Consider the following 19,470-nt stretch of genomic DNA (forward strand, 5'->3'; position numbering starts at 1 on the left):
ACGGCTCAGTCCCAACTAAAGGAGTACACATGAGTTTACCTACAGTGGCGATTGTCGGCCGTCCAAACGTCGGCAAGTCGACCCTCTTTAACCGTATCGCTGGTGAGCGTATTTCCATCGTTGAAGATGTGGAAGGCGTAACCCGTGACCGTATTTACACAACTGCCAGCTGGCTCAACCGTCAGTTTTCCTTGATTGATACTGGGGGAATTGACGATGTTGATGCTCCCTTCATGGAGCAAATTAAGCACCAAGCTGATATCGCTATGACTGAGGCAGACGTTATCGTCTTTGTTGTTTCTGGCAAGGAAGGCGTGACGGACGCAGACGAATACGTAGCTCGCATTCTTTACAAGACCAATAAGCCAGTCATTCTAGCGGTGAACAAGGTTGATAATCCAGAGCTCCGCAATGAGATTTACGATTTCTATTCACTTGGTCTGGGAGATCCTATGCCAGTTTCTTCTGTCCATGGGATTGGAACTGGGGATGTTCTTGACGCTATCGTTGAGAATCTGCCGACAGAACACGAAGAAGAAAATCCTGACATTATCCGCTTTAGCTTGATCGGTCGTCCAAATGTTGGGAAATCTAGTCTGATTAACGCCATTCTCGGTGAAGACCGCGTGATTGCCAGCCCAATTGCTGGAACGACCCGAGATGCTATTGACACCAACTTCTTTGACAGTGAGGGTCAAGAGTATACCATGATTGATACCGCTGGAATGCGTAAGTCTGGTAAGGTCTATGAGAACACGGAGAAATACTCTGTCATGCGTTCTATGCGAGCGATTGATCGGTCTGATGTCGTTCTCCTGGTTATCAACGCTGAAGAAGGCATCCGCGAATATGACAAGCGCATCGGTGGTTTTGCCCATGAAGCTGGTAAGGGAATCATCATTGTTGTCAATAAGTGGGACACGCTTGAAAAGGACAATCACACCGTCGCCCAATGGGAAGCGGACATCCGTGATAACTTCCAGTTCCTGCCTTATGCCCCGATTATCTTTGTCTCTGCGGTAACCAAGCAACGCCTGCACAAGTTGCCTGAGATGATTAAGCGAATCAGTGAGAGTCAAAGCACTCGTATCCCATCTGCGGTCTTGAATGATGTCATTATGGATGCCATTGCCATCAACCCAACGCCGACTGATAAGGGTAAACGCCTGAAAATCTTCTATGCGACCCAGGTTGCGGTCAAACCACCAACCTTTGTGGTCTTTGTCAACGAGGAAGAGCTCATGCATTTCTCTTATCTGCGTTTCTTGGAAAATCAAATCCGTCAGGCCTTTGGCTTTGAAGGGACACCGATTAAACTCTTAGCGCGCAAACGTAAATAAACTTAACTGGCGTCGGTTTGTCACCGCGTCAGTTTTTTAGAAGGGAACTATCCATGTATCAAGAATTGTCAACCTATCTGAGCTATCAGGGCGACCATTACATCAAGCCAGAAAGGGCGGGGGCCCTGGCTCCTCTCATGGTCGAGCTCAAAGATGCCGGTCAAGAGGCTCGAAAAGTGTTCACCAGTCTGTCAAAGGCTCTGGAAGAGCGCATCAGGCCTTTTAAGATGACCAGAGTATCCAACTGGGCCAATCAGGCTCAAATTGCCCGCCCCCATTTTTGGACCTATTATCGCCTGCCTGAGGACTCAGAGGATGATGTGGCCCTTGCTATTAGGCTTTATGGCGAGTCTGATGACTTTGGTGTGTCCGTTGAAGTGAGTTTTATTGAGCGCAAGAAGTCGGAGTCGACACTGGCGAAGCAAGCGCGCGTGTTGTCCGTGCCCATAGCAGAGCCCTTTTATTATATTGTTCAGGTTGACGGAGTTAGCCACCGAGAGCCTGGTACGGAAGGCAATCGTCAGTCCCTCCAAGAAGGTCTGGCCGCTGGTCAGGTTCGTAAGGTCCTTGTTAAAACGGATATCCCTATAACAGCCGACCTCAGTCAAGAAGGGCTCCTTAATCAACTGGTTGAGCGAGTTAACCTAGCCATGCCCTACCTGCAAGCGACTAAAGAGGCCGAACACTAATACTCCTCCTAAATCAAAGCTATAGGCCGTTAGGGCTCCTTGCCTAACTCCATTTATGCCTGCGTCAACCTGGCTTGTCTCTTTTGATTTTGAGTGAGTATAACTTGACTGAAGCAACCTAAAAATCTGAACATTGGACGCTCAAAAAGTTTGTGAAATTCTCTTATTTATAATGGTTATTATTAATGTAAACCCTTTTAGAATTAGGGTTGACAAGGTCTTGAGTTTGTGATATTTTAGCAGGGTATTACTTTTCCAAAATCAAAACAATAGTGGATTTGGATGGCTGAAATGAAATCAGTTTTGGTTCCTGTTTACTCCATTTAACTTTAGATTTTTGAAGGGTTTACTATGAAAGATTTAGGAGATTTTCAATGAGAAAATACGTCTATATATTGTTGTCCTCTGCTCTGCTATTGACTGCCTGCTCAGTAGGAAATAGTCAATCCTCTTCAAGTGATTCAAAGGCAACTAGCAGCCAAACGACTGCAGCTAATAATGAAGCCTTGACCAAGGCAACTGAAAGCTATAAGGCCTTTGTTGAAGAGCAAATTGATGACCTCTTAACGGATACCGAAGCCTGGGCTGAAGTGCTCAAGTCTGGGGACTTGGAAAAAGCCAAGGTCCAATATCCAGTCATCCGTATGGCCTATGAGCGCTCAGAGCCGATTGCAGAATCTTTCGGAGAATCTGACGTGAAAATCGACTTCCGTGAAGCGGATTACGTGGCTGAAAATGGCTCAGACGAAGGTTGGTCAGGTTTCCACCGCATTGAAAAAATCCTCTGGACTGAAAATACAACCAAGGGAACAGAAGAATATGCGGACCAACTGGTTAAAGACATCAAGGAACTCAAGGCCAAAATTGCAACTGTTGATGTGACGCCTGACGTGATGTTGACAGGTGCAGTTGACCTCCTCAATGAAGTTGCGACCAGTAAAATCACTGGTGAGGAAGAAATCTTCTCTCACACAGATCTCTATGACTTCCGTGCTAACATCGAAGGAGCTGAGGAGATCTTCAAACTCTTCAAGTCTAGCATCGAAGAAAAGGATGCCGAACTTGCAACAAGTATTGAGACAGAATTTGCGAATGTTAACAGCCTACTGGATGAGTACATGACTGATGACACTAACTACAAACTTTATACAGATCTGACAGAAGCAGATACTAAAAAATTGGCAGAAGCGGTAACTAAACTCGGTGAACCTCTGTCACAAATGGGTGTCATCTTAGAATAGGACTTGGCTATGACGGAAGAAAACTTTTTCGATAAGAAAATGAGCCGTCGTGAATTTCTCAAAAAAGCAGGTATTGGAGGAGCTGGGCTAGCCCTAGGTGCTTCTGCAGCATCTGCTTTTTTTGGACAGGCGACGGAAGAAGCTCGAGACAGCTTTGATGGCGATGAAGAAATTCCTTTTTATGGAAAACACCAGGCTGGAATTACGACGCCGGTGCAAAAGCATGTCTATCTCTGTATCCTTGATTTGGCTAGTACAGATAAGACCAGTATCCAAGAGCTCTTTAAGGATTGGACCAGCTACATCGCTAAGATGGTCGAGGGGGAATTGGTTAAGGAGACTGAGGCTAATTCTTTTAGACCTCCTCATGATACGGGAGAAACTGTTGGCATCAAACCTCACCGTCTAACCGTAACAGTTGGTGTGGCTGGGACCTTCCTCGATAAACTAGGGATGTCTGACAAGAAACCTGCCGCCTTAAAGGACCTGCCAGCCTTTCCACGTGACCAACTCAGGGAGGAATTTACTGGCGGTGATATCATCATCCAGGCCTGCTCGGATGATGCCCAGGTATCCTTCCATGCAGTCCGTAATCTGGTCCGTAAGGGCCGTAATCTGGTTACCATGAAATGGAGCCAGGCTGGCTTTTTAGCCATTGGCGGTCGAAATCAGACACCACGTAATCTCTTTGGTTTCAAAGATGGTACGGTGCAACCCGACAAGAAAGACTATGATAATCAACTCTGGGTGACAGATGAGGGCTGGCTCAAGGGCGGTTCCTATTTCATCATCCGTAAGATTGCCATGTATTTGGAGACCTGGGACAGGACCAGCCTGCATGAGCAGGAAGCCACCTTTGGTCGCTATAAGGAAAGTGGCGCACCATTTGGTAAGAAAAATGAGTTTGATGAAGTCGATTTGAATCTCAAGGATGAAAATGGTGATCCCCTCATTCCGGTTGATTCCCATGTTCGTTTGGCCAGAGAATCAGGTGCTCAAATCCTGAGACGGGCCTATTCTTACTCAGATGGTCTAGATAGCAAAACTGGACAGTTTAATACAGGCTTGCTTTTTCTCTGTTTCCAAAAGGACCCTGAGCAATTTGTCACCATCCAGAAAAATCTAGGAAGTGCAGACAAGCTCAATGAGTATATTAGTCATATTGGTTCAGGTGTCTTTGCAGCCTTTCCAGGTGTCAAGAAGGGAGGCTACCTTGGTCAAAAACTCTTTGAATAAATGGTGGCTTGGGCTTTTTACTTTACTGATGAGTTTGGTACTTGCGGTACCAGCATGTGCCTCTAATGATTATGCTGATTTCTTTGTTCAAATCACCGATGCAACCTCAGCACTTAAGGATGGTAATGAAGAAGAAGCCAAGGCAATCTTGGCTCAACTTCAGACTGATTTTGCAGCAGTTGAAAATCACGACTCTGAGGCAGGGCAAGCCGTCACTAAGGCTATGGCTGTTCAGGGGGATTTAAAGGAAAGTGATCTAGTGGCAATTTCCAAAGCTCTTTTGGCCTTTGACCAGGAGCAGAATCCAATAGACCTGGATGCTGAAAAAAACAAGCTACTGACGAAATTACAACCTGAGTACGACAAACTTCAGGCGGCGATTGACCAGCAGGATATTGAAACAGTCAAGACTGCCTTTAAAAACCTCAACACGATCTGGACTCGCAATGAGGGGATTGTCCGTGACAATGCGGCTCACTACGGTAATATAGAAACGGCGATTTCCTTCCTCAATGCCTCAACCGTGGCAGATCCTGTTGACTTTGCGACCATCCAGTCTAACTTCGACGCTGTAAAAGTAGCAGTTCAATCCTTTATAGATGGGGATGACTTATCGAGTACGACCTCAGAAAATCTGACTCTGGCAGATGGGATTGACCTCCTCAAATCCGCCCTGAAAGACTTTCAGGCTGGAGAAACCAGTAAGGCTAGTCAGACCATGAAGGAGTTTGTGACTATCTGGCCTACCATAGAAGGGGACATCTCAACTCGGGATAATGCCCTTTACACGCGGGTGGAGAGTGAGTCGCCGGTCATCATGGTCAAGGGATCGGATAAGGCTTATCAGGACAAGCTTCAGGCTCTGATTGATGATTTGTCAGCTATTGATACGGACGCTTCCTATAACTTCTTTGATGCAGCCTTGATTCTCCTTCGTGAGGGAGTAGAAGCCTTGCTCATTGTCTTAGCCCTTGTGTCTTCGCTCAAGGCTACCAAGCAGCGTAAGGACTTGCCTTGGGTCTATGGTGGAGCAGTGGCAGGGATTGCGGCCTCCGTCTGTGTAGCCTACCTGCTGCAGAAACTTTTCCCAACCCTGGCTGCGAGCTCCAATCGTGAGATCCTCGAAGGATTTGTTGGTATCGTAGCCGTCGTCCTGATGTTTCTCATCGGGATTTGGCTCCATAGTAAAGCTTCCGTTAAACAGTGGAATGACTTTATGAATCGTCAGATGAAGGTTGTGACGACTTCCGGTAGTTTTATTTCCATGTTCGCCCTTTCTTTCCTCGCGGTCTTTCGTGAGGGGGCGGAGACCATCCTCTTCTACGTGGGGATCTTACCAAAAATCACGACCAGTCAGCTAGTGCTAGGGGGTGTTATAGCGGTAGTGGCCCTAGTGATCGTAGCCCTTGCCATGACCTTCTTGACAGAGCGAATCGTGGCTCACAGGGTCTTTTTCTACCTAACCTGGCTACTCTACGGACTAGCCTTTAAGATGTTGGGAGTCTCCATCCATGCTCTGCAATTGACCAACCTCCTTCCCAACCATCTGATTGATGGTCTGCCGACGGTAGAGGTGATTGGCTTTTATCCGAGCTGGGAGACGGTAGCTCCGCAAGTGATTTTTGTGGGGCTGGTGGTCCTAGTAACCTTGAAGAATCGAGCGGCCAGCCATGACTAGAGACCAAGACCAAACAGTTGTCGAACACCTGACGGAATTCAGGCACCGATTTGTCTCTGTCTGTGTCTGCTTTGCTTTAGTTTTTGTGGCCAGTTTCTTCTTTGCTCCTCAAGTCTATGCCTTTCTGACCTCAGGCTTTGATCAGAAGTTGATCGTTCTTGGGCCAGATGATATCCTCTGGATTTACGTCCAGTTATCATCTATCATGGCCTTTACGGTCAGTCTCCCCTTTATGGTCTATCAGATTTGGGCTTATGTTAGACCGGCCTTGGAAGAGACCAGTTCACGCCTAGTTGGGATTTACATTTTAGCCATTTTCCTCTGTTTTATCGGAGGACTAGCCTTTGGCTTTGTCTTTGTCACCCCCAATCTTTTGCGCGTGCTATTGTCGCTGGGACAAGGGTTGTTCGAGACACAGCTAACGGCGAGAAACTACTTGAACTTTGTTCTTCATACCAGTTTACCCCTGGCGCTTATCTTTGAGATGCCTGTTTTGGTTGCTTTTTTGACCTCGCTCTCTATCCTTTCGCCGACTTTTTTGGTAAACTATAGACGATACGCCTATTTCATCTTGTTGGTTTTAGCAGTCGTTTTGACCCCTGCCGACTTCATCAGTGATTTGGCGATGACCCTACCGCTGATAGGAATTTATGAAATCAGTCTCCTCGTCAGCCGGATAATCAGTAGAAAGAAGAAGTGATATGGGAATTTTAGGTGACATTGGCGCACCCGGTTTGATTATCCTCATCCTGGGAGCCCTCTTGATTTTTGGACCCAAACGCCTGCCAGAACTAGGCCAAGCTGTGGGAAAAATGCTGGCGGAATTCAAAAAAGCCTTCAATGGCAAGGATGACGACAGCACCAAGGATGACAATAAAGAGTAGAAATAAAAAACCAGCCACGACAAGATAAGACTCTTGTCGTGGCTGGTTTTGTTCTACTCTTCTCAAATTAAAATGATAGGTCCTTAGGTTTTCTTATCTAACTCACTTATGTGTGTGTAAAACTAGAGTTTGAGTGAGTGTAGGTGCTTACGACTAATTACCTTCTCATCAACTGTCGATAGTGGTTAGGGGTGATGTGGTAGTTTTCTTTGAAGATGCGGAAGAAATGGCTTTCGCTAGCATAACCAATTTGGTCAGCGATGGTGGCAATGGGTAGGTCACTCGTCGCCAGTAAGTCCTTGGCAAGCCGTAATTTTTCAGCAAGAAGCAGTTGAGATATAGTCTGGCCGGTGGTCTTTTTGATATGTCGGGAGAGATAGTTGGCATGATAGCTGAGCTCGGTTGCAAGCTGGGCCTGACTAATGTTGCCTTTGTGGTAAGAGATCAAGTCTAGGCATTGGGCAGTTAATTTGTCTCGGTTAGGATTTGAAATGGTAGTTTTTTTCTGACTGAGATGATGAAGAACTTGGAGAAAGTTACCTATGACGCTTAAGTCAGACTGGAAATCTTGGTTAATATAGCTCAGTAAGAACTGCTCCAAAGCACGCTCAAAATCAGGCTGCTTGGCCTCTAGCTCTTGTCTGGTAAAATGCTCTGCTATGGTCATAAAATCAGAGGATAAACTGATTGTAGAAATCAAAGCTAGCAAATCTGGATGAAGGAGAAAATCAATGACTAGAATCTGATCCTTCTCAAGGGGGGCCAGAAGATGCTCGGTCTTTGGTGGGATGATACTGATATCGCCTTCCGTCATGATGAGAGGTTCCTGATTGATGATTTGGATGAGTCGGCCTTTGGCAACGTAACAAATCTCTAGGTAATCATGGTAGTGCAGGCGTGAAGGCTCATTTAAGGGATGGCAGACCAGACCGAGTTGACTCTGACTATCTAGGCCTATACCTGCTAGAACATCTGCCATGGCGAAAAAGCTAGCCTGGTCCTGAAGCTTGGTAAAGGGCATAAAATCAGGATCATCATAGATATAGCTAGCCATATCTGTAGTAGAATCTTTGGATGTTTTGAATGTCGGGAGTACATTTAATAAATCTTCGGAAATCATGGTTTCACCTCAAAAGTCATATTATCACAGTCTTTAGATATAAGCAAGCATTGTAAAAAATTTCATGACAGCTTATAATGAGGAGAAAAATCATCAAGTTAAAAGAGGTATCTCATGAAAAATCGAGCATCCTTATGGACAGGCCGTTGGATTTCATCTAGCCAAGCGACGATCTCAGAAGAACCAGCATTTACGCTAGAAGAAATGTTCTCAGGCAAACTCCGCCCGCAAGCGCCTGTTGAAGAACGGCTGCACCCGTCGGTTTATTTCAAAAAACTTTTTGACTTGACTGAGCTTGTTGAGAAAGCGGAACTCATCATCACCAGCCAAGGGATTTACCAGGCCTATCTTAATGGTAAAAAGGTTACGGATGCCATTTTTACCCCAGACTACACCCAGTACGAAGACGACCTTATGTATCAGACCTATGACGTGACGACTCTCTTGCAGGCTGGGACCAATGTGCTAGCTATTGAGCTAGCGGACGGTTGGTACGCTGGTCGTGTCAGTGTCCAGGGTGGAAGCGCCCAGTTTGGGAATCAGTTGGCTGTCCTGGCAGATTTGACAGTGACCAATCAGGCTGGAGAAGAGCTGGTCATCGGGACCGATGCCACCTTCACAGCTGGAACTGGTAAGCATGTCTATGCAGACATTCAAATCGGCGAAAAACAAGACCTGCGTTTAGACAATGACTGGAAAATAAGTTCTAGCGATTTGGCAGAGCAAGCCATGGTCATCGAGGCTGACTACGCTCGCTTGACCCCTCAGGTTGGTCCTATGGTTTACCGTAAGGAAGTCTTGCCTGCTCAAAAAATTTGGTCAGAGGGTGACAGTCTAATTGTCGATTTTGGTCAAGTCATTGCAGGGCGTGTACGACTCACGGCGGATATTGCCGATGGTCAGGAGGTTATCCTTGAACACGCTGAAGCCCTTAACGAAAACGGTCTTTTCTTCAAAAATATCGTTGGCCGGAACAAGGATGCAAGAGATATCTTTGTTGGGCGTGGTCGTCGAGAGGTTCTAGAGCCTGACTTTACCTTCCATGGTTTCCGCTATGTAAAAGTAACAGGACTGGCCAGTCTTGACTTCGCTGATATTGAAGCCATTGCCATTTATTCTGACATGGTTGAGACTGGAAAATTGGTGACCAGTGATGCCAAGGTCAACCAGCTCCTTTCAAATATCCTCTGGAGTCAAAAGGGCAATATGTTGTCCATTCCAACGGATTGTCCGCAACGGGAGCGGGTTGGCTGGACAGGAGACATGCAGGTTTTTGCACCGTCTTCTACTTTCTACTTGAACACCAACGACTTTATCCAGCGCTGGCTTAAGAGTGTTCGCCTGACTCAAATGGAAAACGGTAAAATCATCGATTACAGCCCTATGCCGCTGGATGGACGTAATTCTGCCTTCACAGGGACCTATTCCTCTGCTGGGTGGGGGGATGCCATTATCATGGTACCGTGGACTCTCTATGAACGTTATGGAAATCGGGAAGTCCTGGAGGAAAACTACGAGGCGATGCTTCAGTGGTTTGCCTATGAGCAAGAGAGCGCTGCAGGAGATAAGGATGGTGACCGTCGTTATATCTGGGATACGAAGTTCCATTATGGAGACTGGATGTTCCCAACCTTTATGATGGCCAATCCTAATCCCATGAGGACAGCAGAAGTGACCAAAGACTTGGTTGCGACGGCCTTCCTAGCTCATTCAGCAGAACTTTTAGCGGGTATTTCTGAGGTTCTTGGAAAGGATGGTCAAGTCTACCTCGACTATGCGCGTGAGGTGAAGGCTGCCTTTGCCAAATACTTTGTCACAGAAGATGGAAAATTGACTTCGGACTATCAAGGTTGCTATGTCCTTGCCTTGGCCTTTAAGATGACTGATAGAGCCACAGAAGCTAAGTTGATTGCTCAGCTTGTCCAAAAAATCAAGGAAAATGGCAATCGCTTAGACACAGGATTCTTGTCTGTTCCTTATCTCTTGGATGTCTTGTGTGAACATGGTCATGCAGATTTGGCCAAGACCATCTTCTTCCAGGATGCTTGCCCATCTTGGTTCTATGAAGTCAATCAGGGCGCTACAACCATTTGGGAATCTTGGGCAGGCATTCAGCCCGACGGTAAGGTCGGAACCTTCTCCTTTAATCATTATGCCTTTGGCTGTGTCCTGGACTGGATTATTCGTGAGACGGTAGGCTTAAAAGCAAGTGCTCCAGGTTTTAAAGCAGTTCAGATTAAGCCATCCCTAGAAATTGTAGAAGATTTTGAACTGTCTTATGAGTCAGCAACTGGGCCAATCCATATCACCAAGGTTGGCAAAGATTGGACTGTGCGTGTGGCTGACGGTGTGAGAGTTGATATAGACTTAACAGCAGTAGCTGGCAGACTTATAGATTAGCCGTCTACTGACAAAGGTTGAAGAAGAGGGAGTTAATCCTTTTCAAATCAAAGTGATAGATTACGAGGCTGATACTCACTCAAAAGCTTAACAGATAAGGCAGGTTGTTGCAGATATGAGTAGTTTAGGCAAGGAAATCTAATGACCTATCGTTTAGATTTTTGAAAAGTCTGATAAGTTCAGGCGGTGGTTCTCGATTACCTCTTCTATTTTTACTTAAATCACAAAAAAACGGCGATTGAGCCGTTTTTTGTTTGAATTATTTCGGAGCAATAACGTCTACACCACCCATGTAAGGACGAAGGACTTCAGGAATGGTTACAGAGCCATCTTCATTTTGGTAGTTTTCCAAAATCGCACAGACTGTACGACCGACAGCCAAACCTGATCCGTTGAGGGTGTGGAGGAGTTTAACCTTGCCATCAGCTTCATCACGGTAGCGGATTTGGGCACGACGGGCTTGGAAATCTTCCGTATTTGAGCAAGATGAAATTTCACGGTAGGTGTCTTGTGCTGGCAACCAAACTTCTAAGTCATAGGTTTTTGCAGCTGAGAAGCCCATGTCCCCAGTGCAGAGGGTGATTACGCGGTATGGTAAGCCCAATTTTTGGAGGATATTCTCAGCATTGGCTGTCATTTTTTCCAACTCATCGTATGACTCTTCTGGCTTAGCAAATTTCACCATTTCTACCTTGTGGAATTGGTGAAGGCGAATCAAACCACGGGTATCACGGCCAGCAGAACCCGCTTCAGAACGGAAGGAAGGGCTCATGGCTGTAAAGTAAATTGGCAGGTCCTTACCGTCGATAATTTCATCGCGGTAGTAGTTGGTTAACGGCACCTCAGCTGTAGGAATAAGGACAAATGGACGCTCCTCGTCTGCGATTTCAAAGGTATCTTCCTTGAATTTTGGATATTGGCCAGTTCCGAACATGGAGTCGCGGTTAACCATGTAAGGTGGGATGATTTCCGTGTAACCTTCTTCCGCATGTTGGTCCAACATGAAGTTATAGAGGGCACGCTCCAAACGAGCTCCCAGTCCCTTGTAGAAGAGGAAGCGAGACCCAGTCACCTTTGCGCCACGTTCCCAGTCTAGGATATCCAAATCTTCTCCCAAATCCCAGTGGGCCTTAACTTCAAAGTCAAATTGACGAGGTGTTCCCCAACGGCGAACTTCAACGTTTTCGTCTTCGTCAGCACCAACGGGCACGCTGTCGTGTGGGGTATTTGGCAAGATGGTAATGATTTGGTTGAGTTGGTCATCGATTTGAGCCAAATCAGCATCGATTGCCTTGATATCTGCAGATAGGGCCTGCATGGCAGCGATTTGTTCGCTAGCGTCTTCCTTGTTGCGTTTGGCTTGGGCGATTGCCGCAGAGGCAGTGTTGCGGTCTGCTTTAAAAGCTTCTGATTGCACCAAGAGTTGTCGGCGTTTTTCATCCAATTCCTTGATTTGCATGAGGGTTTCTTCAGCCACACCACGGTTGGCTAATTTGGCAGCGACACCTTCAAAATCGGTGCGGATACGTTTTAAATCGAGCATAATGTCTCTCCTTTGAATACAAAAATAGGCGCAGTGATGATCATGCTGGAGTGCTTTCACACGGTTCCATCCAGCTTCACAATTACTGTGCCCTTAATCTTATTGACAATAATAACACGGTAGAATTTCACATGCCCTCCCTATCTGCTCGCAGCACCCGCAGACTTTCTGAAAAAGAGGCACACCCTACTTATCCGATGTGGCTATTATAGCGAATTTTTCCGAATTTGTAAACTGTTGTCTTGAAAAATAGCAGAGCTCGATCAGTTCTGATTTTCCATTTTCTTAGAAAAATACCTAACTTATTGGAATGCTTGAGGAACTTCTCTTAAATCAAAACTATCTGTCATTGAGGTTTCTTGTTTAACTCTCTTCTGTCTGCATCAACTTGTCTCGTCTTACAATATTTTGAGTCAGTTTGCATCTTCTCCATTTTGAGTTAGCTCTTTTTAAACAGCCCCTTGACCTTACGACTGATGGTTTGGAGGAGTGTCGGAAGTTTTACAACCTTATCGTTGCCGATTTGTTCACGAGCAAGCTTGAGAATTTTTCCAGACTCCTGTGAAGCAAAGAGGAAGCGACTCTTGTCTGTATAGACTTCAAAGTGTCGACTAACCTTGTTATTAACCACGTTTGCACCAATTTTATCGATGCTGGTCCAAGGAATTTGAATGTAGCGCTCAACATTAGTATCTGGGTAAAACTCAAGTGCCTTGTCGCCGATTAAAAATTGCCCGACCTTGTTCCCAACAGCCATATAGGAAACTCCCTTAGTCTGGACAAGGACCTTACTATTCAATGATTCTGCCATGTGTACTCCTTTTCTAATGCTATTATAACAAGAAAGAGAGTGGGACGGAAGTCCCAAACTCTCTTGAGGGTTAATCTTACATGATTCCGAAGAAACGAGCAGCGATACCAACGATGAAAAGTCCGATAATCATTGTGATTGGAGTGACTTTTTTCTTAAGCAAATACATGCACAAGAAGGTCAAGAGGAGACCCATCAAGCCTGGAATCAAGGAATCAAGCTGACCTTGGAGGGTCTGTGCTTGTTCTGGATAGAGGCTAAGACCATCGAGAGCCTGACCAAGGATTCCTTGGAGTTGCTCACCTGTCACGTTTCCTTGAGGGAATTCGATATAGGCACCTTCAGACAAGATTTTTGAAGGCAGGTTAATGGCAAAGGTGATGGATACCCAACGTTGTACCAAGACCGCGAGGATAAACATACCGAGGATTGAAGCCCCTTTAGTGATGTCTTGGAGGATACCACCTGACATGTCTTTAGTGATTTCAGAACCAGCACGGTAACCAAACTCTTGTGTCCACCAGAGGAAGAACATACGGATGGCGTTCCAACCGAGGAAGAAGATGAGTGGTCCCATGATGTTACCACCAGCCATGGCGATAGAAGCACCTAGTGCTCCAAGAATAGGACGAACAGTAAACCAGAAGACTGGGTCTCCGATACCGGCCAAAGGTCCCATCATACCAATTTTAACCCCTTGGATGGCGGTATCGTCGATAGCTGCACCGTTAGCACGTTCTTCTTCAAGGGCAAGTGTTACCCCGATGATTGGAGAAGCTACGTATGGGTGGGTGTTGAAGAATTCCAAGTGACGCTCGAGAGCAGCAGCTTGATCTTCTTTTTTAGTGTAAAGCTTTTTGATAGCTGGGATCATGGCATAGGCCCAACCCAAGTTTTGCATACGCTCATAGTTCCAAGAACCTTGAAGGAAGGTTGAACGCCACCAAACTTTTTTACGATCACTTACGGAAAGTTGAATTTTTTCAGTCATAATGTACAAGCTCCCTTCTTAGTAGTCTTCGAGAATGTCGCCGATTGGGTCATTTGAACCAGTAGAACCACCGTTTCCTGAACCACCTTGCTTAGACAAGTTGAGGTAGATAAGGGCGATAGCTACACCGATAACACCGAGGGCGATGAGGGTAAGGTCGCTAAGGGCAGCAAAGGCAAAACCGAGAGCGAAGAATGGCCATACTTCACGAGTAGCCATCATGTTGATAACCATGGCATAACCAACGGCAACAACCATACCACCACCAACGGCCATACCACCTGACAACCAAGCTGGCATTGCAGCAAGAACAGATTGAACTGCTTCAGCAGGGATAGCAAGGAGAAGGGCTGCGGGAACAGCGATACGAAGACCTTGAAGGACAAGGGCGATCAAGTGATAACGTTCAACGGCTGCAAAGTTCGCATCTTTAGCTGCATTGTCAGCACCGTGAACGAGACCAACTGAGATAGTACGAACGATCATGGTCAAGAAGAGACCAGCAACGGCAAGAGGGATAGCAGTTGTTGTTGCAACTGTGATACCAGTGCCCGAGAAGTCACCACCTTTAACCATGATAATGGCAGCAGCAACAGAAGCAAGGGCAGCATCCGGAGCAACCGCTGCACCGATGTTTGCCCAACCAAGGGCAATCATTTGTAGGGAACCACCGAGCATAACGCCGGCAGCTAAGTTACCTGTCACCGCACCTATAAGGGTACAGGCAACCAATGGTTGGTGGAATTGGAATTCGTCCAAGATACCTTCAAGACCAGCTAAGAAGGCAACGAAAACCACCAAAATTGCAGAAATAAATGAAATATCTGACATTGTAGATTTCCTTTCCAAATTGTGTAGAGGCAGGGCCTCTGATCAAATAGTTAGATTTTTGGGACCTCTAGCCATGCTAGGTTAAGCAATTTCATCCTTTTGGGTGAGTTTGCTTTGGCATGGGTTAAGTGAGTCTCAAGTGACCAAATTATTGAACGTTGGCCTTGTTGATAAGCTCGAAGAGGTCTTTTTTGCTGTCATTTGGCACCTTGCGGACATCAAATTTCACACCGAGATCACGCAATTTTTCAAAGGTAGCCACGTCGTCTTTGTCCATAGAAAGAACATTATTGACCATGGTTTTACCTGTTGAGTGGGCCATTGAACCGACGTTGAGTTCTTCAATCGGCACGCCTCCTTGGATTGCTTCGAGAGCTTCCTGTGGAGTTTCAAAGAGGATAAGCGCGTGCGTATTTCCGAAACGAGGGTCCTTAGCTGCTTCAATCAATTTACGGATTGGAACAACGTTTGCCTTAACACCGTTAGGTGCAGCTTGCTTAATCAAGCCCTTACGTAAGTCATCAGCAGCAACCTTATCAGAGGCTACGATGATACGGTCTGCCTTAGATGCAGGTGTCCAGTTTGTCGCAACCTGACCATGCAAGAGGCGGGTATCGATACGGGCCAAATTGATTTTCAATTTACCATCACCGATAACAGTTCCTTCAGGAATTGCACCCTGTGGTGCTGTAGCTTCAGCAGGAGCGGCAGTCGTTTCGTCGACAGGATTTAACTCCTCTGGAAGAGCCTTGATACCGTCCTTAGACTCTTTGATGATGTTGGCAGCAACTTGCTCAACGCCTGCATTCGCATCCATCATACGCTCTGTGTAGGCTTGAATCAACATCGGCAAGTTGAGACCAGTGATGATGGCAAATTTACGATCTGGATTTTCAGTAGCGACACGACTAGCCTGGTTAAATGGTGAACCAGACCACAGGTCAGCCAAAACCAAGATCTCATCATTTGCATCAAATGTGCCAATGGCGTCATTGAACTTAGCATATAAATCATCTGGACCTTCGCTTGGCATAAAAGTAACAACAGCAACTTTTTCTTGTTCGCCAAAAATCATTGAACCAGACTGATGAATGCCAGCAGCAAATTCACCATGACTTGCAATAATGATTCCAATACTCATTATTGTTCCTCCTTAAAAATTCTTTTCATAAACATTTCGTTTCCGAAACTATTTACGGGTAACATTGTAACCCTCTTATATGAAAATGTCAACCGTTTTCAAAAAAATACTATTTGTAAATATACGAAAAAGAATATTAGAAATTTAAGGTTTTCACTCCCGTAATCTCTATAAACAATATAATATAATATTTATTTTTATATTAAATGTATCGTAAATTCAATTTTCTACAATTTAGATGAATAAAATCAAAAGAAAAACATGAAATAATTTCTGTAAATTTCAGAAATTATTTCATGGTGCAGGTGGATTTTAATTAAAGAAATAAGGCTTCCAAGGTCCGAGCGACACCGTCTTCATCGTTGGTCCAGTTAGTTTGTTCCTTGGCGAAGGGAAGCAGGAGTGGATTAGCATTTTTCATGGCATAGCCAGTGCCTGCGTAGGCCAGCATTTCCGTATCATTGTGCTCGTCCCCAAAGGCAATCAAATCTTGGGGGTCACGGTTGAGGGTTCTTAGGAGATAATCTAGAGCATAGGCCTTGTGTACCCCTTTTGGTGCCATTTCAAGGATATTAAGTGGTCCTCCCCAAGAGTCCACCTCAACCTGATTGTTCAGATAGGATTTGAGAGTGTCAGCGATTTGATACTTATCCCTATTCCGAGTTTGCATCAGAAGGGCATTTGGATCGCTGGTAATCTTAGAAATCTCCAAGGTCATAGCATCTGTAATGGCCTCGAGACCAAAAAGAGCCGGATTGATGGTGGAGCGATCCTGATAGCTCAGAAACACCTTATCCTTGTACTCGCTGGCTACGAAGTCCATCTCGAAGTCATCTTGGACCTTGAGCACATCCAGGAGAATATCCCTATCAATCCTCACGCTGTGTTCAAAGTTCCACTTTTGCCCAGGGATATGGGTAAGGGCGCCATTAAAGGTAATCATGGGACCTGTCAGGCCCAGTTCCTTGTAAAATGGCAGAGCCATACGGAAGGGACGGCCTGTAGAGATGATGATTTGGTGGCCTTGGCTACTAATTTTTTTCAGGGTATCGATCGTATAAGCTGACAAGGTCGAGTCGCTTCTGAGCAGGGTCCCGTCCAAGTCAATGGCAATCATTTTCTTATTCTTAGTCATGCAAGCATTATAGCAAAGTTAGAGTAAAATCACAATTCTCAATATGAGCTTACTTGAAAAGTTAGTACGTTTTTAAGATTACATGCTATAATAGTAAACAAGTTTTGTAATGGAAAATTCAAGGAGGATTTTAGGATGCAGGAACCGATTTTTTTAGAGTCTGTCTTTCAGGAGAAAATCTGGGGTGGCCGTCAGATGGCTGATTATTTTGGCTATGCTATTCCAAGTGATCAGACAGGTGAATTTTGGGCGATTTCAGCTCATCCCAACGGTCCATCTATTTTAAAGAATGGTCCTTATGCGGGTAAAACCTTGGCTGAGGTTTATAGCCAAGCGCCTGAACTTTTTGGATATCCAGCGGAGCCAGTTTTTCCACTCTTGACCAAAATTATCGATTCTAGCGACTGGCTCAGTGTCCAGGTCCATCCTGATGACCGCTATGCTATGGCCCACGAGGGAGAATTGGGGAAGACAGAATGTTGGTATATCCTTGATGCTGCTGAAGGGGCTGAGATTATCTACGGCCAATCTGCTGCCAATCGCGAAGAATTGTCGGAAAAGATTGCTGTTGGGGATTGGGATGGGTTCCTGGAGCGTGTTTCTGTTAAAAAGGGTGACTTTTTCTACGTCCCAAGTGGAACCGTTCATGCAATCGGTCCGGGTATTATCTTGTTGGAAACCCAGCAGTCTAGTGATACGACCTATCGGATTTATGACTTTGATCGGGTTGATGACCAGGGGCAGGCGCGTGACTTGCATATCCAGCAATCCCTTGATGTGGTAACCTATGGCCCTGTCGCCAATAGCAAGCCCCAAACCTTGCAAGTGGATGCCTTGACTTCAACTCTTCTAGTGACCAATGATTATTTCACGGTTTACAAGTGGGAGGTGGCTGGGCCTCTTGAAATGACAAGAACAGCACCTTATTTGCTGATCAGCGTCATTGATGGTACTGGTCAGCTTGAAGTGGCAGGAAGGTCCTATCCTCTTCAAAAAGGCGAGCATTTTATCTTGCCACATACCGTTACGGATTGGCGCTTGGAAGGTCAAATGACCCTGATTGCCAGTCACACGAGCTAGGGCGGGCTGACTGCTTTGGCTGGTTGTGCTCTCCAAAATAAAAACCATACATTGTTAGGTTTCCCTGGCCAACTGTCTTATGTCAGTGTCACTCTGTCTCGTTTGGTTTTGAGTGAATATCCTCTCTTGGACAAAGGAGTTCTCTTGAAAAAAATTATTTCAGTTCATGTCTTTTTTGCAGTGATTTCGGCTGCCTTTTACTATAAAAATCCCTATGGTCCAAACTTAGTTTGGAATATGTTTTTGGCTTTGGCAGCCCTTGATTTTGCCTATGTTATGTACCGTTTGCGCAATCGTTTCTTGGTGGCTGTGCTGGCAATCTTGTGGTTGCTCTTTTATCCCAATACCTTTTACATGCTGACGGATGCGGTCTATTTTACCTGGGCCAAGGAGATTCTAACTGACCAACAGGCCCTGATTAACTTCTTTATCTTCATGTCCAGTATTTTATTTGGTGTGCTTTGTGGTGTCTATTCTTGGCAGTTGGTGGTGGAGAAGTTCAGGGTGGATAATCCTTGGCTACGTTATATAGCTATAGCAGGTCTATCCTTGGTGTCCAGCTTTGCCATTCACATCGGTCGCTATGCTCGCCTTAATTCCTGGGATGTTTTTACCGACCCTATGATGGTGGTTCGGGAGATTATGGCGGTGGCCAATAGCGGAGCCCTGTATTTTATCATCGGTTTTACCTGTTTTCAGGTGATGACTCTGGTCTTTACGGATAAGGATTATAGTTAGAGGGAACAAAACATCTCACTGATTTTTATCTAATTCATCCCTTGTTATAATGAGGAGCAGGTCCTGCCAAAGATCCTGCCCTTATTTTTTGAACAGTTGATTCGATCATCTCTGGAACTTGAAAAGCAGATAAAGCTGCCAATCAACCATTGCGTATGATTGTTTAATAGGTTGGACAAAAATCCAACCTTTTTTATTTCTCAGGTATTTGCTCTGCCATTGGTTAAAACCATCGATTAAAGCAGTCAAACTTTGTGCAGTAGCAGGAAGACATACACATTCGAGCTCTTTTCATATGGAGGCGGAAGGGGAATATTCAGGATATTCAGTTGGAGGAGATTGAGTGAATTTGGGCTGAGTAGTTTTTGAATCAGACACACGACACTCAATTAAAATAAAGTAAGGTGAAAAAGTGAAAATTCGTTTACCTGACAAAATCTATGGATGAAGTTAATCCCTTACATAGATCACAAAACAATAGGATAAAAATACCAAGGGTGAGCAAGCTTATTAAGAAAAGCGAAATCACAAGAAAAATTCGTGAAAATAAACTGGATAATTCGGGTGTCATGACGTAATAATCCTTGGTAAATAATATCAGGATTCATTTTG

At 45.3% G+C, this 19,470-nt stretch carries 17 protein-coding genes; 10 read left to right on the forward strand and 7 right to left on the reverse strand.

Annotated elements, in window-relative coordinates; translation table 11 throughout:
• Positions 1-29: 29 nt before the first annotated feature.
• The 7 genes from der (at position 30) to ACFORF_RS08830 (ending at position 7,068) form a co-directional block, all read left to right on the forward strand.
• Positions 30-1,340, forward strand: a complete 1,311-nt coding sequence (der, locus tag ACFORF_RS08800; RefSeq protein ID WP_380427408.1) for a ribosome biogenesis GTPase Der — start codon at positions 30-32, stop codon at positions 1,338-1,340.
• Between the two features lie 53 nt (positions 1,341-1,393).
• Positions 1,394-2,029: an HI_0552 family protein gene (locus ACFORF_RS08805; protein WP_380427410.1), complete on the forward strand. Its 636-nt coding sequence runs from the start codon at positions 1,394-1,396 to the stop codon at positions 2,027-2,029.
• Between the two features lie 374 nt (positions 2,030-2,403).
• Positions 2,404-3,270, forward strand: a complete 867-nt coding sequence (efeO, locus tag ACFORF_RS08810) for an iron uptake system protein EfeO (protein ID WP_380427412.1) — start codon at positions 2,404-2,406, stop codon at positions 3,268-3,270.
• Between the two features lie 9 nt (positions 3,271-3,279).
• On the forward strand, positions 3,280-4,506 hold the full coding sequence (gene efeB, locus ACFORF_RS08815; protein WP_380427414.1) for an iron uptake transporter deferrochelatase/peroxidase subunit: 1,227 nt from the start codon (positions 3,280-3,282) through the stop codon (positions 4,504-4,506).
• The gene (locus ACFORF_RS08820) at positions 4,484-6,184 is read left to right on the forward strand and encodes an FTR1 family iron permease (protein WP_380427416.1); all 1,701 of its coding nucleotides are present in this window, start codon (positions 4,484-4,486) and stop codon (positions 6,182-6,184) included. Before efeB ends, ACFORF_RS08820 begins: the two co-directional genes overlap by 23 nt.
• Complete coding sequence (gene tatC, locus ACFORF_RS08825; RefSeq protein WP_380427418.1) at positions 6,177-6,884, forward strand: twin-arginine translocase subunit TatC; 708 nt, start codon at positions 6,177-6,179, stop codon at positions 6,882-6,884. Before ACFORF_RS08820 ends, tatC begins: the two co-directional genes overlap by 8 nt.
• A 1-nt stretch (position 6,885) precedes the next feature.
• The gene (locus ACFORF_RS08830; protein WP_380427420.1) at positions 6,886-7,068 is read left to right on the forward strand and encodes a twin-arginine translocase TatA/TatE family subunit; all 183 of its coding nucleotides are present in this window, start codon (positions 6,886-6,888) and stop codon (positions 7,066-7,068) included.
• 157 nt (positions 7,069-7,225) lie between these two features.
• Here the strand turns inward: ACFORF_RS08830 and ACFORF_RS08835 are convergent, their stop codons facing one another.
• Entirely contained in the window at positions 7,226-8,188 is a 963-nt protein-coding gene (locus ACFORF_RS08835; RefSeq protein WP_380427422.1) for a helix-turn-helix transcriptional regulator, read from the reverse strand.
• 114 nt (positions 8,189-8,302) lie between these two features.
• Between ACFORF_RS08835 and ACFORF_RS08840 the strand changes: the two genes are divergently transcribed.
• Complete coding sequence (locus tag ACFORF_RS08840) at positions 8,303-10,588, forward strand: family 78 glycoside hydrolase catalytic domain (protein ID WP_380427424.1); 2,286 nt, start codon at positions 8,303-8,305, stop codon at positions 10,586-10,588.
• Positions 10,589-10,847: 259 nt separating this feature from the next.
• Here ACFORF_RS08840 and serS read toward each other — a convergent pair whose 3' ends face one another.
• The 6 genes from serS to ACFORF_RS08870 form a co-directional block, all read right to left on the reverse strand.
• The gene (serS, locus tag ACFORF_RS08845; protein ID WP_380427426.1) at positions 10,848-12,131 is read right to left on the reverse strand and encodes a serine--tRNA ligase; all 1,284 of its coding nucleotides are present in this window, start codon (positions 12,129-12,131) and stop codon (positions 10,848-10,850) included.
• Between the two features lie 439 nt (positions 12,132-12,570).
• Positions 12,571-12,942, reverse strand: coding sequence for a DUF956 family protein (locus ACFORF_RS08850; protein ID WP_380427428.1), 372 nt, complete (start codon positions 12,940-12,942; stop codon positions 12,571-12,573).
• Positions 12,943-13,018: 76 nt separating this feature from the next.
• Positions 13,019-13,933 carry a PTS system mannose/fructose/sorbose family transporter subunit IID gene (locus tag ACFORF_RS08855; RefSeq protein WP_380427430.1) on the reverse strand — a complete coding sequence of 305 codons (915 nt, stop codon included), beginning with the start codon at positions 13,931-13,933 and terminating at the stop codon, positions 13,019-13,021.
• Positions 13,934-13,951: 18 nt separating this feature from the next.
• Entirely contained in the window at positions 13,952-14,764 is an 813-nt protein-coding gene (locus tag ACFORF_RS08860; RefSeq protein ID WP_380427432.1) for a mannose/fructose/sorbose family PTS transporter subunit IIC, read from the reverse strand.
• A gap of 148 nt (positions 14,765-14,912) precedes the next feature.
• On the reverse strand, positions 14,913-15,905 hold the full coding sequence (locus ACFORF_RS08865; protein ID WP_380427434.1) for a PTS sugar transporter subunit IIB: 993 nt from the start codon (positions 15,903-15,905) through the stop codon (positions 14,913-14,915).
• A gap of 316 nt (positions 15,906-16,221) precedes the next feature.
• Positions 16,222-17,040 (reverse strand): Cof-type HAD-IIB family hydrolase, encoded by an 819-nt coding sequence (locus tag ACFORF_RS08870; protein WP_380427436.1) that lies wholly within the window; start codon positions 17,038-17,040, stop codon positions 16,222-16,224.
• Between the two features lie 135 nt (positions 17,041-17,175).
• Between ACFORF_RS08870 and manA the strand changes: the two genes are divergently transcribed.
• Together manA and ACFORF_RS08880 are read left to right on the forward strand one after the other, a co-directional pair.
• On the forward strand, positions 17,176-18,120 hold the full coding sequence (gene manA / locus ACFORF_RS08875; protein WP_380427438.1) for a mannose-6-phosphate isomerase, class I: 945 nt from the start codon (positions 17,176-17,178) through the stop codon (positions 18,118-18,120).
• Positions 18,121-18,264: 144 nt separating this feature from the next.
• Positions 18,265-18,858: a DUF1361 domain-containing protein gene (locus tag ACFORF_RS08880; protein WP_380427440.1), complete on the forward strand. Its 594-nt coding sequence runs from the start codon at positions 18,265-18,267 to the stop codon at positions 18,856-18,858.
• Positions 18,859-19,470 lie beyond the last annotated feature (612 nt).

This window comes from Streptococcus caprae, assembly GCF_042649745.1.
In the GTDB taxonomy this organism is placed as follows: Bacteria; Bacillota; Bacilli; order Lactobacillales; family Streptococcaceae; genus Streptococcus; species Streptococcus caprae.